Annotated in this window: 21 protein-coding genes; 19 read left to right on the forward strand and 2 right to left on the reverse strand. The window is 46.1% G+C overall.

All coding sequences use genetic code 11. The features are described from left to right. Positions 1-160 precede the first annotated feature (160 nt). The 3 genes from C3B52_RS33795 (at position 161) to C3B52_RS37035 (ending at position 1,264) form a co-directional block, all read left to right on the forward strand. The gene (locus C3B52_RS33795; protein WP_235615948.1) at positions 161-502 is read left to right on the forward strand and encodes a DUF7448 domain-containing protein; all 342 of its coding nucleotides are present in this window, start codon (positions 161-163) and stop codon (positions 500-502) included. 28 nt (positions 503-530) lie between these two features. After that, positions 531-836: a hypothetical protein gene (locus C3B52_RS33800; RefSeq protein ID WP_103110727.1), complete on the forward strand. Its 306-nt coding sequence runs from the start codon at positions 531-533 to the stop codon at positions 834-836. A 251-nt stretch (positions 837-1,087) separates the two neighbouring features. Further along, positions 1,088-1,264, forward strand: coding sequence for a hypothetical protein (locus tag C3B52_RS37035; protein ID WP_164685052.1), 177 nt, complete (start codon positions 1,088-1,090; stop codon positions 1,262-1,264). Between the two features lie 217 nt (positions 1,265-1,481). Here C3B52_RS37035 and C3B52_RS33805 read toward each other — a convergent pair whose 3' ends face one another. Together C3B52_RS33805 and C3B52_RS37040 are read right to left on the reverse strand one after the other, a co-directional pair. Beyond that, positions 1,482-1,772 (reverse strand): hypothetical protein, encoded by a 291-nt coding sequence (locus C3B52_RS33805; protein WP_103110728.1) that lies wholly within the window; start codon positions 1,770-1,772, stop codon positions 1,482-1,484. Between the two features lie 393 nt (positions 1,773-2,165). Next, positions 2,166-2,342, reverse strand: coding sequence for a hypothetical protein (locus tag C3B52_RS37040; protein WP_164685053.1), 177 nt, complete (start codon positions 2,340-2,342; stop codon positions 2,166-2,168). Between the two features lie 188 nt (positions 2,343-2,530). Here C3B52_RS37040 and C3B52_RS37045 point away from each other — a divergent pair, with 188 nt between their 5' ends. From C3B52_RS37045 to C3B52_RS33875, 16 genes are all read left to right on the forward strand, one after another. Then, positions 2,531-2,692, forward strand: a complete 162-nt coding sequence (locus C3B52_RS37045) for a hypothetical protein (RefSeq protein ID WP_164685054.1) — start codon at positions 2,531-2,533, stop codon at positions 2,690-2,692. A gap of 144 nt (positions 2,693-2,836) precedes the next feature. Next, positions 2,837-3,256, forward strand: coding sequence for a hypothetical protein (locus C3B52_RS33810; protein WP_103110729.1), 420 nt, complete (start codon positions 2,837-2,839; stop codon positions 3,254-3,256). A gap of 36 nt (positions 3,257-3,292) precedes the next feature. Further along, positions 3,293-3,799, forward strand: a complete 507-nt coding sequence (locus C3B52_RS33815) for an ASCH domain-containing protein (RefSeq protein ID WP_103110730.1) — start codon at positions 3,293-3,295, stop codon at positions 3,797-3,799. Continuing rightward, a complete protein-coding gene (locus C3B52_RS33820) occupies positions 3,750-4,169 on the forward strand; it encodes a hypothetical protein (RefSeq protein ID WP_103110731.1) in 420 nt (139 codons plus the stop codon). The genes C3B52_RS33815 and C3B52_RS33820 overlap by 50 nt, the downstream gene beginning before the upstream one ends. Then, positions 4,156-4,632 carry a hypothetical protein gene (locus C3B52_RS37175; RefSeq protein ID WP_201264979.1) on the forward strand — a complete coding sequence of 159 codons (477 nt, stop codon included), beginning with the start codon at positions 4,156-4,158 and terminating at the stop codon, positions 4,630-4,632. Before C3B52_RS33820 ends, C3B52_RS37175 begins: the two co-directional genes overlap by 14 nt. A 12-nt stretch (positions 4,633-4,644) precedes the next feature. After that, positions 4,645-5,040, forward strand: coding sequence for a hypothetical protein (locus C3B52_RS33830; protein ID WP_103110732.1), 396 nt, complete (start codon positions 4,645-4,647; stop codon positions 5,038-5,040). Between the two features lie 96 nt (positions 5,041-5,136). Then, a complete protein-coding gene (locus C3B52_RS33835) occupies positions 5,137-5,772 on the forward strand; it encodes a hypothetical protein (RefSeq protein ID WP_103110733.1) in 636 nt (211 codons plus the stop codon). Positions 5,773-5,927: 155 nt separating this feature from the next. Then, positions 5,928-6,077, forward strand: a complete 150-nt coding sequence (locus C3B52_RS37050; RefSeq protein ID WP_164685055.1) for a hypothetical protein — start codon at positions 5,928-5,930, stop codon at positions 6,075-6,077. A gap of 237 nt (positions 6,078-6,314) precedes the next feature. Beyond that, the gene (locus C3B52_RS33840; RefSeq protein ID WP_103110734.1) at positions 6,315-6,917 is read left to right on the forward strand and encodes a hypothetical protein; all 603 of its coding nucleotides are present in this window, start codon (positions 6,315-6,317) and stop codon (positions 6,915-6,917) included. 47 nt (positions 6,918-6,964) lie between these two features. Continuing rightward, complete coding sequence (locus tag C3B52_RS33845) at positions 6,965-7,204, forward strand: hypothetical protein (RefSeq protein ID WP_164685056.1); 240 nt, start codon at positions 6,965-6,967, stop codon at positions 7,202-7,204. A 36-nt stretch (positions 7,205-7,240) separates the two neighbouring features. Continuing rightward, a complete protein-coding gene (locus C3B52_RS37630; protein ID WP_103110736.1) occupies positions 7,241-8,404 on the forward strand; it encodes a terminase small subunit in 1,164 nt (387 codons plus the stop codon). A 237-nt stretch (positions 8,405-8,641) separates the two neighbouring features. Next, positions 8,642-9,922 (forward strand): PBSX family phage terminase large subunit, encoded by a 1,281-nt coding sequence (locus tag C3B52_RS33855; protein WP_103110737.1) that lies wholly within the window; start codon positions 8,642-8,644, stop codon positions 9,920-9,922. Between the two features lie 16 nt (positions 9,923-9,938). Then, positions 9,939-11,501, forward strand: coding sequence for a phage portal protein (locus tag C3B52_RS33860; protein ID WP_201264980.1), 1,563 nt, complete (start codon positions 9,939-9,941; stop codon positions 11,499-11,501). 34 nt (positions 11,502-11,535) lie between these two features. Continuing rightward, entirely contained in the window at positions 11,536-12,207 is a 672-nt protein-coding gene (locus C3B52_RS33865) for a phage head morphogenesis protein (RefSeq protein WP_201264981.1), read from the forward strand. Between the two features lie 91 nt (positions 12,208-12,298). Further along, positions 12,299-13,546: a DUF2213 domain-containing protein gene (locus C3B52_RS33870; protein ID WP_103110739.1), complete on the forward strand. Its 1,248-nt coding sequence runs from the start codon at positions 12,299-12,301 to the stop codon at positions 13,544-13,546. Positions 13,547-13,575: 29 nt separating this feature from the next. Then, positions 13,576-14,091 (forward strand): structural cement protein Gp24, encoded by a 516-nt coding sequence (locus tag C3B52_RS33875; RefSeq protein ID WP_103110740.1) that lies wholly within the window; start codon positions 13,576-13,578, stop codon positions 14,089-14,091. Positions 14,092-14,099 lie beyond the last annotated feature (8 nt).

The raw sequence follows: 14,099 nt of genomic DNA on the forward strand, positions 1-14,099 counted from the left end.
TCATTTCATCGGTATTGCAGCAGGCATATAAAGACGATGTGAATGGCATTGAAAGAGAGTCCTATTATGCACCCAATAAGGGGCAGTTGATTGTGTTTGATGCTTAACAAAATGCTCAGGGAGATAAGAAAGGGGCTGCTCATTAATGCTTGATGTTAGTGTGTTGAAGGATAAGGTCTTAACGAAAGTTGACGACAGTAGTGCAGATGAGTTGCTCTTTTATACAGAAGACGGCGAGGTTTACCGTATGCATCATTACCAAGACTGCTGCGAGTCCGTGTACATTGAGGACATTTGTGGCGACTTAAACAATTTAATCGGGTCACCGCTATTACTAGCCGAGGAAGTGAGCGAAGAGCGCGAGCCGCTGAACACATGGGACGAAAGCTTTACTTGGACGTTTTATAAGTTTGCGACTGTGAAGGGCGGAATTACGATTCGTTGGTACGGGACATCGAACGGTTATTACTCAGAGTCTGTCAGCTTTGAAAAAGTGGATTAAAAATCGATGTGGATGGAGGGGAAATGAGGTGAAGCGCAAGGTTGCAATAAGAAGGTTGAAACGAATATGCGATAACTGCTTTTGCTCATTCCAAAAGGGTGACGTTTATTATCAGAAACGCACTGTTGTAGAAGAAGATGGGGAGCTTTTTACCTTCGAGAAAACACGTTGTGCAAGGTGCAAATACAAATTAGAACAAAGAGCAGCCAGATTCGAAGCGTTCAAAATGAGATGTCACCATCCTATCAAAGAAGAAATTTGGTCATATATTCCTGGAGAAGCGGTCATGCAGCCAGATCATGAAGAATGTAGAGTTTGTGGCCAGTTAGTTTGAATCCATAATACTTATCACAATGTGTAATGTGAATAGCGAGGTGTTCAAATGCTAAATCATTTCAAATTACTATGGAAAATGGAAAAGAATGATAGTGGGTTTCTCTTTAATCCCATTCATCGCGAAAAGGTTAAGGTTTTAGTCGACGCAGAAACGGAAGATGAAGCATGGCGAGAACTATACAAATTTATTAGTAATTAATCTTAATACCCGAAAAGTTCTCGGGTGACTTATTACAGAATCGGAGGATGATGACGAATGAGCAAGCAGCAGCCCAAAAAATCCAACGTGGAGACAAAGTGGAAGTAAAATCAACGGGCTATCAGGGTGTAGTTGCTGATATCCAATATGTTCATAATCGTTACCAATTAACTGATGTCAGTGGTTGGCAGTATGGTATCGACAATATTCAGCGTTTAACAAAATAGTTAGGGAGGCAACCAGAATGAGAAGATTTTGGATTCAATATGCTTGTCAAGCTACTGGAAGAGTTAAAGCGATAGAAGTCAGCGCGGTGAGCGAACACGACTTGTATAAGCATATCCCAAAAGACCATAGACTGATCAATTGGGGTGAAATCCAAACTGGACTCGCATTTTAGTCAGGTACTTAACACTACGGTAATTGAGAGGTCAAAAAAGACGCTCATTTACGAGCGTCCCGGTATTCCTCGATTTGTTTCCTTGTCCAAATCGGACCACTTGCTAGCCTTTGGATAGGTTCGGGGAACATGCTATTCGGCCAATTTTTCTCTTCCGCACGTTTCATATATGTACCAATTTTACGTTTATCCCATTCAAGAATTTCAGCGGCTTCCGCGTATCCAGCAAGCGGCGGAATGGTCTCCTTATTGTCTGTCACTTTGTTCACCGCCTTCTTTAAGTCGTTGAGAGTAGTCACGTACTCGCTTATTACGAAGTAGTCTTTTGCAGTCATCGGAACAAGTGGTCCTTCCATTCACCGGATCGAACCGGTTACCGCACCAAAGACAAACATCGCTTGTTTTCCGCCTTTTTATCTTGCGAGGTGGGTTTATCCGGTCTTTTTGTACGTGATAGTAACGCAGAGCGGTTTCGCGGTCATACTCCAGAGTGTGTACGGGCTGACAGTCTGGGCAAAAGCGTTGTAGTGGGCCAGCAATCTCGTAGTCTTTGCCGCAACGCTCGCATTTGTCGATGCTGCCGAGTTTACGGGTAAGCCCTTTCCTTGACCGAGCTTTGGAGTCTCTACTGGCCTTCCTTTGCCTTTCTGCTCGACAGACGAGGCAGTAGTAAGCGCGAGGGCCGCCCTCGAAAGAGCAGCTACACTCGCGACAAGTACGATTCTGAATCATTCGGCGATCAACCCGTGGTCTTTGAGATAATCTTGGACGTCTTCGATATTTGCGGATTGAGTGAGTCTAAACTCGTCGCCGTTATCTTCAACAAAGTCTGCGTAGATTACACCGTTTTGTTCGCTGATTACAACGCCTTCTTTAACGATTTCTTGGAGGGATTGGATGTTCATTTTAAAGTGCTCCTTTTGACCTCATCCGGTTTTTCCGGCTTGTTGGATGTTATGTCCGCGCTTTTTTTGTATGTCTTTATCATACAGGTGTTGTATGTTAAAGTCAACACTTCTAAAAACGATTTTTTAAAAAGTTTTGTGCCAGTGGGCACACATCACACGATTTGTTAAATGGGATGGTGAAAAACATGTGGTCAATTGAAGAACTTGAAAAGAAATACAAAGAACTGCTGGAAGATTCACAAAACGTCAAAACTACAAGTGGAGCAAACGCGCTTGCTCATGCCCGGAAAAACATTCAGGAAATGCTGAAAGAATTGGGTCATTGCGGATTTGATTACAATCAGTAATTTATCAAAACAATCGATTTGTAAAGGAGTAGGGGAAATCTGATGCACATTTGCCCGAAATGCTTAGAAGAGTTCGATGATGCAGATGATTTTTTCGAGCACTATACCTTGTGTGACGAAGAAGAGTAGCAGGGGGATGAAAATATGAATTTCTACAGACCAATCGAACGTGAATATTTTTATTGTGTTGAGATTATCGAAGAGGTGTTGCTGACGTATGAACAACACCTCGAACGTGAGCATGGCGAGGTTTGCACATCTGATCCTGACGACAATACGGACTATGGGGCGATGCATTGGTATAAGCATCAAACAACGTCATTTGCTGAAAAGGAATGGGACAAGTTAGTCATTAGGCTACGCGAACAATTCAAAGTGCATGCTAAAACGATGATTCAAGGGACTGACAACAATAACAACTATGTTTACCACGTTGGAACAGTCTACGGGTTAAAGGGTGAGTTCTTGAAACGAAGCAAGTTTTGGATACAGCGTTCCGCGACTGTTGAAATGGACGCTCAAAAGTTTGCCAAAGACCTGACCAAGATAGGCAAAGGTGCTTAACATATCATTACGTTTGTACCTAGGGAGGGAACACATTTGAAAGCCATTACCATACACCAGCCGTGGGCGACGTTGATAGCCCTCGGAGTAAAACGATTCGAAACACGAGGCTGGCCGACCAACCACCGCGGGGAAATTGCGATACATGCAGCCAAGAAAGTGGACAAGGAGATTTGCCAGCAGGAGCCTTTCCGCAGCGTGCTTGCTAAGCATGGATACACGGCGGAAAACCTACCAACGGGGGCAGTCGTGGCGATAGCACAGCTAACAGGTAGCTATACGATCTATAACACGATAGACAACGGAATTCACATTGTAAGGTGCCCAAATAGTGAGTACGACTTTACTAAGGTCAAGTTTATCTGGAAGCCAGAAATCGCGTTTGGGTATTTTGCCGAGGGTCGTTATGCCTGGGAGATGACGGATGTAAAGCGGATCGATCCGGTGCCAGCAAAAGGCCAGCAAGGACTGTGGAATTGGGGAGGGGAACGGGATGGAATCGGACAAGCTGATCCAACTAGATTTTCTCCGAGTAGAGCGTAACAAGCCTCGTAAATGCGTATGTGAACGTCCGAAATATTCGGTTGATACAGTCAATCGTGAGATCACATGCGAATGCGGAATGGTCGTTGATCCATTCGAGGCTATGTTAAACCTTGCGAGCCATTATGAACACTTAAATCATCAACACAGGATGTTGAACGAGCAGCGACAACAATGGATCAAAGAAAAGCCTCACTCCATTATTTTCAAGCGGCTGGAACGGTCATATCAAAAAGGGACAATGCTCCCTTGCTGCCCTCAGTGTGAACGGATGTTTGACTTCAAGGACGTGACGTTCTTTGTTAACGCAGAGTTTTACCGGAAGCAGGCAGAAAAATCGAAAGTGGGGGAACGGGATGGCAAATTATAACCTTTTGCGGGTTAATGATCGCTTGTATATCCACCTGGGAGCAGATGAAGAGGACCCAGTGTACCAGCTGGCCTATGATGGCCTCCCAAACCGGATAGAGATCGGAGAGGCGGATATAGTCGGGACCGTAGAATTGACAGCGGAGCAACTGGAGAAAATTCAATCCGAGTACGAAAACGGCGGGGAATGCGGTTGGTGCGGTGAGATAGCAAGGAAGCTAGTACACCCTCATATATTTGACTTTGCTCCTAGACAAAAGATGTGCAAGAACTGCTGGAACCATGACCGTGGCGTTTACTTGGGAAGCATCGGGGTAGATATCGGACAGTTTGAAGAAGATGACGACAGCAAGCAATGCGTGGCGTGCAGGAAGTTTATCGATGGCAAGAGACTCCTAAAGCTTGAGGATGAAAAATATGAATGCGAAGACTGCGCTCAACACATGAGCGACATGGCGACATAGGAGGGGAACGGGATGAAAGCAGGACGTGAGTTGGACAAGCGTGATTCAATGGTGGACTTGGCAATGTGCGAGGCAGCTACTCCAGGACCATGGGAAGTGGAGCCCGAAGCAGATGAAGAAGAGGGACTTGTCATCTGGAGAAAAGATGTAGAGCATCCGGGGAGATCGGAAGGTGTTATTGTTCTGAACCCCGATTCCCATTATGAAGAAGCAGATATCACCTTTATTATGGAAGCCCGCGAAGCGCTGCCGTGCTGGATTCAGCGAGCACAGGCTGCAGAGGCAGCGTTACGTTGGTACGCGGATCAGAATAATTACAGCATACCCCATCTCGGTTGCGCACCCAAAGTAATGGCTGACCAGGGAAAACGAGCTCACGACATTCTGAAAGAGTTGGGACTTATTTAACATAAGAGAAAAAAAGAAAAAGCCCCCAGCCGGGAGCCCGAATATGTGTTTGGCAACCATATTATACCACGGGCAACCGGACAGGGGGAACGGAAGATGAGCGTAGTTATAGAGAAAAGCATGTTGATTGAAAAGGTATGCGAGAAATGCCCTGCAACACGCTGGGGACAAAAAGCAATCTGCAGTGTCCATAACCTCCACATCGGTGAAATTGAATGCTGCCCGGAGTGGGACAAGCATATGGTCAACCAACAAGGATTAAAGGAGCACGATGGGCAGATTGCTTTCATGGACCTGGAACCGGCAATGGAATGGGTGCAACGAACAGAAGAAGAGCTGAGAGACTACCACTTCATGTTAAGAGAAATAGATAGACTGCAAGGATACCTGGAAGACGCAGGGGAAGGCACAGTCGGAGCGTATGGGATTGATGCCTCCATGCCAAAGGGAAAGGGCAAGAACGGCGATAAAACACACGCTGAGGTAGTAAGAAGGGAAAGAAAGTGGAAACGCCTAGAGAAGCTACAGGATGCCGTAGAACGCATTGAACGTGCAGCTGAGAGCATAACTGACGAAAAAGAAAAGACTGTCCTAGACGCCATCATGGACGGGGAGAAAAACAATTTCATTGCCCGCCAGATTGGGGTAAGCAGACAGCGGTACTACGATATTAAAAGGTCAGTCATCATTCAAATGGCGTGGCTAATGTACGGCAGTGACGAAGCAGCGTGAAAGGTTGACACTTTAGACAAAACAGACACTTTTTACACTTTCAGCAGGCTTCAAATCAGGCGTGTTACAATCGCATTAGGGATCGGAGTTAATCCGGTCGAACACATCGCCACTCGGAAACGGGTGGCTTTTTGTATGGGGTGAAACGAATGGGAATGACTCTGGTCAAGATCACTATGCCAACAACTCAAGACGGAGCTCTAGTGGACTGGGAGGATTGCGTTCAGGCATACCGAGAAAAAGAAAAGCGCAAGTGGGAGCGTAAACAAAAGAAGCAGCGCACGGGGACTAATTCGCGAGGTTAAAGGTACTGTCCACCTCGCTCCTCGTTCGGTACTTCTTAATGTCGACTACTCCAATCCTGCCCCAAGAGTGCAGAGTCATTTTTCCGGTAAAGCAGGGGGAAATGATCTGCACCACCTCCTTTGACCTGTGACCGCAGCAGGTGTAAGGATTGGATCGCGGCGGAGGCCCCTGCCGGAGAAAGTGGGGATAGACAAACCCTTCCATCCACATCCAAAATGTAAACGGGAGGGATTTTTTTGGACAAGGCAAAAGGCGGGAAATTGATAGGAATAGTTTTATTAATTCCAGTTCTTATCGGAATCACATGGCTGTTAATTAAAATGATGATGGTATCTGGTGCAGAAGCAAAAGACCTTGTAGTTGCTTTCGTTGGTTTTTCTGGATCAATTATCGGCGGAGCAATTACCTTACTAGGAGTAAAAATAACCCTGAATAATCAGCACAAGCAAGAATTTATGAAGTCTTACCCCAAGAAGAAAAAATTAGGCGATGATGTTCTAGACATTTCACTTCAAACATGGCGATCAGCTAATAAATTTTACGCAGACGGTAATTTTTACGACGTTGGTAGGGCAATAAGCATTTGGCTGAATAATAAAGACGAAATATTGGAGAAAGGTTCTCAGGTAAGTGATGAAGTATACGCGACATTAAGAGATATTTTGGTTACCATAAGTGAATGGGATCACTTGTTATTGCATGCTGATAATATCGATGAGGATGAAAGAAAAGAACGACACAAATATTATTTAAACAGCCTATACGAACGTGTTATAAAGCTATCATCAGATATCGATCAACTTGAAAAAGAATACTCAAAAATCAAAAGAGGCTCTTAGGAGTCTTTTTCTTTTGCAAAACAACTCAAAAAATGGTGGTGGCAAAAATGATTGAGAAGATCGATGAGCTAAGGGCAAAGAAGGAAGGCAGGATAACACCCAAGGCCATGATAACCAATCTCCTTCAAGCAATTGAATCGGGTGAGATCAAAGGCGTCATTTTTGTCGCTAAAACCAAAGATGACGAGATAGAAACAGGATGGAGCAATGTGCAAACGACTGAGGCTATTGGTTTACTGGAGTGCGGAAAAGCCGAGGTCTTACAAGCTATGTTCAATCAGAACTAAATAAAATGAATAACATTGGGCGGTGGTGATTATGTAGTGGCAAGATCAAGAGATCCTAGCAGAGATAAAGCCTACGAGATATGGAAGCAGGCTAATGGCGAAATCAAGCTGAAGGATATCGCGGATCAACTCGACATTTCGGAAGGCACTGTCCGAGGATGGAAGAATAAGGACAAGTGGGAGTTACCGAGCAGTAAAACTCAAATGCCCGAAATGGCGTTAGAAGAAGACGAGCTGTATGATCAAGCTGTCAGCATTGTTGTAGAAGCGCAGACAGCCTCCGCCAGCCTCCTACAACGACGCTTGAGAATTGGCTATTCCCGTGCAGCAAGGCTAGTTGAGATGATGGAGCAGAAAGGTATTGTAGGGCCATATGAGGGCAGCACGCCCCGAAAGGTGATCCTTAAAGAGGCTCCAAGATCTGCACCAAAGAATCCCGATTCTTCCCCAAAACCAACGGAACGTTCCAATCAATCGGAACGTAACGCTCCAAACGTTCCAAAAGATACGGAACGTTCCAAACAAGCAAAGGAACATATCGATCCACTACCAGAAATCGATAACGAAGATGGGTCTCTGACTGATAAGCAGAGGCTTTTTGTCGTGGAGTACCTTCGAGACTTCAACGCTACCAGAGCTGCTATGGCTGTCGGCTACAGCAAGAAAACAGCTCATGTCATTGGATGGGAGAACCTTAGAAAACCTAACATCCAGGCAGAGATCAAGCGACAGAAAGATGCTTTGGTTGATGACCTCGGAGTAGGCGTTCAGCGTATCATCGTTGAGTACATGAAGATAGCTTTCGCTGACATAACTGAGTATGTGGAGTTCGGGCAGCAAGAGGTGCCTATGTTCACCGAAGAAGGCATGCCTATTAACGATCCAAAGACAGGCGAACAGATGACCTACAAACGGAATTTTGTTGCTATCAAGGATAGTGGAGAGGTCGACGGAACACTTATCAACGAAGTCAAACAAGGCAAGGACGGCGTAAGCATCAAGCTACACGACAAGATGAAGGCGCTGGAGAAACTTGAAAAGTACATTGGCTTCATGACCGAAGAGCAGCGCTTGAAGCTTGAGAAGGCAAGATTGGAAGTTGCTCAACTCCGTGGTGATGATGACGAGCAAGGTGATGATGGGTTCATGGAGGCGTTGGACGGTAAAATCCCAGAGATATGGGATGACGAGGATGAGTAATTTTTATGCAGGTTTTATGCAATCAGGGCTTGGGAAATAAACGAAGACAATCGTTAAAAACCGCGCTGTTACTGGATTTGCATAAATGGTGTATAAACGTTAGTTATCCACACACTGCAAAAGCAGCGCTGTTATCACATTCATGCATAGATCGTGGGTCCCGATAATCTATATTATGTGAACTGGAAATGAATACGATATACATTTTCGACAAGGAGGTAAAGGGTGATGAAATAGATGAAAAAAACTAAAGCATCCTCGTTCAAGTGGAAACCATTATCTACTAAGCAGCTAAAGGTCCTGACTTGGTGGCGTCCCGGCTCTCCTGTAAAGGATAGGGATGCCATTATTTGTGATGGCTCAGTTCGCGCAGGCAAAACGGTCGTAATGTCGTTTTCCTTTGTGGCTTGGGCTATGGACACTTTCAATGACGAGAATTTAGGTATGGCCGGCAAGACCATTGGGGCACTCCGCAGGAACGTTCTACAGCCTCTGAAGCGTATTCTCAAGGGACGAGGGTACAAATGCAAAGACCATCGAGCAGATAACTATCTGACGATCACATACAAAGGCAAAACGAACTATTTCTACCTGTTCGGCGGTAAGGATGAAGCATCGCAGGATTTGATTCAGGGTATTACGCTTGCCGGTATGTTTTTCGATGAAGTGGCGCTTATGCCGCAGTCTTTTGTAAGCCAAGCCACTGCACGTTGTTCAGTTGAAGGTGCGAAGTTTTGGTTTAACTGTAACCCGGCTGGACCGTTTCACTGGTTTAAATTAGAGTGGCTAGACGATTTAGAGAAGAAAAATGCAGTGCACATCCACTTTACGATGGATGACAACCTGTCTCTTTCACCCAAGACAAAAGAACGGTATAAGCGTACGTATAGGGGTATCTTTTTCAAGAGGTACATCCTCGGACTGTGGGTGCTGGCTGAAGGTATCATTTATGACATGTGGGATGATGACGATAACACATTCGACGATGACGATCTGGTACCAGGATTCAAGCAGCTGGCCCGCCGTTATATCACTATTGACTATGGGACGAGCAATCCTATGGTTTTCTTGGATGTTTGGGATGATGGGGAGACCTGCTGGATTTTGAAGGAATACTACTACGATGGACGAGCTAAAGGTGTCCAGAAGGAAGATAGTCAGTACGCTGATGATTTCGATGATTTTGTTGGTTCGGATGAATCCCCTCTCTATTCGATTATTGACCCTTCGGCTGCTAGTTTTAAGACAGCACTTAGGAATCGCGGATATCGGGTAAAGGAAGCTGACAATGACGTTGAGGACGGAATACGCAATGTCTCAACCATGATGTCTAAGCGAAATCTCCGTGTACATCGCCGTAATTGTCCAAACTTCTTGAAAGAAAGAGCTAGCTACATTTGGGATGAGAAGGCAGGGCAAAGCGGCAAGGAAAAGCCAGTAAAGCAAGTTGACCACTGTATGGATGCTATTAGGTATTTCGTGAAAACAATCATCAAGCCTAGGCGCTTGCTAGGGTAAGGAAGGAGGATGAAAAGTGAGTAGACGTAAACGGAAGTTTGCAAAGGACGCAAGACAGCCCCCAGCTCAGAAGCACAAGAAGACCGCTGTAAAAATGCCGCCCGGTCTGACTATGGACGCATTCTCCAATGTACTGGCCCGCCTGGGGAGTGGAACGCCAAACCTCATGGAAGGCACCGATTACACACTAACGCGGTTATCCAAGAACTATCAGTTGTTGAATACCCTTTACCGTGAACACTGGATCATTCGAAAGATCATTGATGCTATCCCAGAGGACATGACTCGTAACTGGATCACGATCACTTCTACGATGGAGCCCGACAGAATCAGAAAGCTTGAGAAACTGTGGCGCGTCCGGCGGATTAAGTCAAAGATTCTGGAAGGTCTCAAGTGGGGACGCTTATACGGCGGCGCTGTAGGTCTGATCATGATCGATGGACACGACGATATGCTGCACCAACCGTTAGACTTCGATTTGATCATGCCAGGATCGTTTAAAGGCTTGATGATTCTTGATCGCTGGTCCGGTGTGTATCCAAACGGTGACTTGGTAAGCAATATCGACGATGTAGAGTTTGGGCTTCCCGAGTCCTATCAGGTAACCATGGACGCTGGACAAACCATGCAGGTCCATCACAGTCGCATTCTTCGCTTCTCTGGTCGTCAATTACCGCATTGGGAAAAGATCGCAGAGACGTATTGGGGCGCTTCTGAAGTCGAGGTTGTATTTGATGAGTTGAAGAAACGGGACAATACGAGTTGGAATATTGCACAGCTTATTTTCCTTGCGAATCTTCGGGTGATGAAGAGTGAGGACTTGGGTGAAATGCTTGCCATCGGAGACCAGCGTATGCAAACGGATATCTACAACACTATCCAGGCTCAAAACTGGCTGATGAGTAATATGGGAATGCATTTAATCGGGAAGAATGATGAGTTTCAAACACATCAGTATTCCTTTTCCGGGTTAAACGACATCTACGAAAGTTTCATGCTCGACATTTCTGGAGCAAGCCAGATTCCCGTTACCAAGCTCTTTGGTAGGTCACCAGCTGGCATGAATTCGACAGGCGAAAGCGATATGCAAAACTACTATGAGGTGGTCCAGCAGCAGCAAGAGAGCACGCTGGGGCCGATCCTCGATAAGCTCTTACCGATTATGTGTATGTCTGAGTTTGATGCTATCCCTGACGATTTGGACTACACATTCAATCCGATAAGGACGCCTGATGATGAAGAAGTAGCCGAGCTGGCTGACAAGAAAACAAAGTCCATTATCGAGGTTTACAACGCTGGTCTCATCAGCCAGCAGATTGCCCTCAAGGAATTGAAGCAGCTGTCCGATTCTACTGGCATGTTTAGCAATATCTCTGACGATGACATTGAGAAAGCAGACAAAAGTACGCATCAGGGAGAGCTTGGGTTTGGTGGTGAATTAGGATATGGCGACGAAATCGAAAACCCTTTGGGCGCCGAAACGCCGTATAGAGCAGGCTTACCGCAAGGCGATTCAAGCGGCTTTGAAAAGTTTAAGCGAGTCTTTGACCGATTTAGAAGACGTCAACGAAATTCTTAGCCAAATCAGGAAATTCACGTACAACCCGAAGTTTATGGAATATGCAAATGCTGAGGCCACGAAAATGGTAACGCACCTATTCAGCGATGCCGGGAGAACATGGCGGCAGGCTGCTAGAACGAATAGCAGAGGACGCCTAATCAATCAGGCACTACAAAGGGAACTGCAAGGTTCGATTGGTGCAGACTTGCGCTTCCAGGCTGAGAGAAATGCAGCACTAATCAAGTCGTTGCCACTCGATATTGCCAAACAGGTCAATGAACACGTACTCCGCGAGGCAATGAAAGGAACGCGGTCTAGCGAGATTGCAAAGCAGATCAAGGAGTTCTTTCCAGAGACGTCACAAGCAAAGGCGAACCTGATCGCTCGGACAGAGGTAAGCAAAACATCTACAGCATTGACTCGGGCGCGCTGTCACTATGTTGGAGCTGATTGGTATGTATGGAGGACAAGCGAGGATTCACGCGTTCGTAGTTCGCATTCAATCATGGACGGTGTAATAGTCAAATGGAGCAATCCACCTAGTCCCGAACAGCTGGATGGTGAGACCCGGACAAATGGACATTACCATGCTGGGGAAATCTTCAACTGCCGGTGCTATGCCGAGCCTGTCATTGATCTGGATTTGATAGTTTGGCCTACAAAAGTGTACTATGGCGGGCGTATCCAGCGTATGACGCGAAAACAATTTGAAATGATCATTTAAGCAGAGCCGCAAAGCAGGCTTCTTTTTTATTGCCTGAGAGGGGGTGAGAACAATTAGAAGAGCATATTACGGTTCACGGTTTAGCAAAAACATGACGGAAACGCCAGAAGGCTTCCTGATATGCCACAACGTGCCGATTGCCCGTACTGGATGGTATGAGTACCTGGGGAAAGAAATAGGCGCAGAAGACAAACACGATGAGCTAGTGAAGGTGTACCGAAGCCCGGAAGAGGTATTTAGCCCGGCGGCTATCGCAAGTTTCGAGGGGAAAGTCCTGACGGACGAGCATCCAAACGAACCAGTTACCCCCATCAACGCTTTGCGGTACACCAAAGGGGTCATTCAGAATGTGCGACGAGGTTCTGGCGCAGATGATGACCTCCTGCTGGCTGATCTGGTTGTATATGAGCACAACCTGATCAAAGAGATACAGGAAGGTAAACGGGAGGTCTCATGCGGCTACGATTGCGTGTACGAGGCTATGGAAGATGGCACATACCATCAACGACAGATTTGTGGGAATCATGTCGCTGTCGTACATAGCGGCAGGGCTGGTGACCGCGTTGCAATACAAGATTCAAAATCTCAAAATCCGAAAGGAGATACAGGCATGGCAAACACAGCCAATAAGATCACATTACCAAAGAAAACACAATCACGTTCACGTATCACTGATTTACTTGCAGCAGTCGGCTTGAAGCACTTTGCAAAAGATGCTGAACCAGAAGAAATCAAGGAGGCAGTAGATGCCCTCGTTGAGGAAAGGGGTGCAGAGGATAACGAACTACCTGAGCAAACAAGCGCGCCAGCAGCTGACAGTCAAGACCCTGCCGTTGCTGCACTGGCTGATCAAGTAGCCAAGCTGACCGAGCTCGTTACAGGACTTGTGCAAAGCAACGCAAGCAAAGATGAGAATCCAGAGGATGCTATCGACAATGCTATTGCAGAACTCGAAAAGGCTAGTGGATCTGAGGCTGCTGACGACGAAGAAGAGAGCCACACTATCCCGGTGGAAAACATGGACGATGATGGCCCTATCTCTGACCCGGAAGACCGACCAAAGAGTGCGCTGACTGCGGATAATGCGGTAAAAATCGAAGCTCTGAAAGCAATTAGACCCATTATCGCTGCTATTCCAGATGTAGCAGAGCGAAAGCGAGCTACTGATGCTGCAATTGCTAGCATTTACAAGAAGAAGTCAGGGAAAAGCACCTATGCTGCAATTCAACAGAGAAAACCTACGGCTGATAAAAAAGCAGAAGACCGTCAGCAGAAAATAGCTAGTCTTGGTCAGGACCTTGCAAAGCAATATAACCCACACTACAAGAGCCGTTCTTAATTTGAGCGGTAAGAAAGGATGGATAAAGAATGTCAGGTAAAGTAATTGGAAAATCTCTCAACCTTGGATATCCCGGTACCGTTTCGCGAAGTGCCGATGCCATTATCACAGCACGCTTGGTACGAGATACCGATACAGAATCAATCGCCTTTGGTGATGCGGTCATTTTAAACGGGAACAATTCTTATTCGAAGTTCGGTGAAGAGGGTACAGCAGATGCATTCGTTGGGGTTGCTGTACGAGAAGTAAAGCAAAGTACAGATTACTTCTCTGAACAAGTTTCCTATAAGCCTGGTCAACCGTGTGACGTCCTTGAGCGTGGTTCAATTACGGTCCTTTGTAACGCAGGAACGCCAACAGCTGGGGGCGCTGTGTACCTTCGTATAACAGAGAACGCATCAATTCCTAATGGTGTAGTTGGTGGTTTTGAGGCAGCAGCTGACGGCGCAAACACGATCAAGCTGACAGGGGTTAAGTGGAAAACGGGAAAACTCGACGCAAACAAGGTTGCTGAAATCACAATTCTGTCGCGGAACAATCCGTAAGAGGGGGA

The organism is Brevibacillus reuszeri, from assembly GCF_002897295.1.
Taxonomy (GTDB): domain Bacteria; phylum Bacillota; class Bacilli; order Brevibacillales; family Brevibacillaceae; genus Brevibacillus; species Brevibacillus reuszeri_A.

What these genes read in the sequence shown, in the direction of transcription:
- C3B52_RS37035 (WP_164685052.1), top strand. Translation starts at nt 1,088, where the DNA reads ATGACGAATGAGCAAGCAGCAGCCCAAAAAATCCAACGTGGAGACAAA.
- C3B52_RS33805 (WP_103110728.1), bottom strand. Translation starts at nt 1,772, where the DNA reads ATGACTGCAAAAGACTACTTCGTAATAAGCGAGTACGTGACTACTCTC.
- C3B52_RS37040 (WP_164685053.1), bottom strand. Translation starts at nt 2,342, where the DNA reads ATGAACATCCAATCCCTCCAAGAAATCGTTAAAGAAGGCGTTGTAATC.
- C3B52_RS37045 (WP_164685054.1), top strand. Translation starts at nt 2,531, where the DNA reads ATGTGGTCAATTGAAGAACTTGAAAAGAAATACAAAGAACTGCTGGAA.
- C3B52_RS33810 (WP_103110729.1), top strand. Translation starts at nt 2,837, where the DNA reads ATGAATTTCTACAGACCAATCGAACGTGAATATTTTTATTGTGTTGAG.
- C3B52_RS33820 (WP_103110731.1), top strand. Translation starts at nt 3,750, where the DNA reads ATGGAATCGGACAAGCTGATCCAACTAGATTTTCTCCGAGTAGAGCGT.
- C3B52_RS37175 (WP_201264979.1), top strand. Translation starts at nt 4,156, where the DNA reads ATGGCAAATTATAACCTTTTGCGGGTTAATGATCGCTTGTATATCCAC.
- C3B52_RS33830 (WP_103110732.1), top strand. Translation starts at nt 4,645, where the DNA reads ATGAAAGCAGGACGTGAGTTGGACAAGCGTGATTCAATGGTGGACTTG.
- C3B52_RS33835 (WP_103110733.1), top strand. Translation starts at nt 5,137, where the DNA reads ATGAGCGTAGTTATAGAGAAAAGCATGTTGATTGAAAAGGTATGCGAG.
- C3B52_RS37050 (WP_164685055.1), top strand. Translation starts at nt 5,928, where the DNA reads ATGACTCTGGTCAAGATCACTATGCCAACAACTCAAGACGGAGCTCTA.
- C3B52_RS33845 (WP_164685056.1), top strand. Translation starts at nt 6,965, where the DNA reads ATGATTGAGAAGATCGATGAGCTAAGGGCAAAGAAGGAAGGCAGGATA.
- C3B52_RS33855 (WP_103110737.1), top strand. Translation starts at nt 8,642, where the DNA reads ATGAAAAAAACTAAAGCATCCTCGTTCAAGTGGAAACCATTATCTACT.
- C3B52_RS33865 (WP_201264981.1), top strand. Translation starts at nt 11,536, where the DNA reads ATGGAATATGCAAATGCTGAGGCCACGAAAATGGTAACGCACCTATTC.
- C3B52_RS33870 (WP_103110739.1), top strand. Translation starts at nt 12,299, where the DNA reads ATGACGGAAACGCCAGAAGGCTTCCTGATATGCCACAACGTGCCGATT.
- C3B52_RS33875 (WP_103110740.1), top strand. Translation starts at nt 13,576, where the DNA reads ATGTCAGGTAAAGTAATTGGAAAATCTCTCAACCTTGGATATCCCGGT.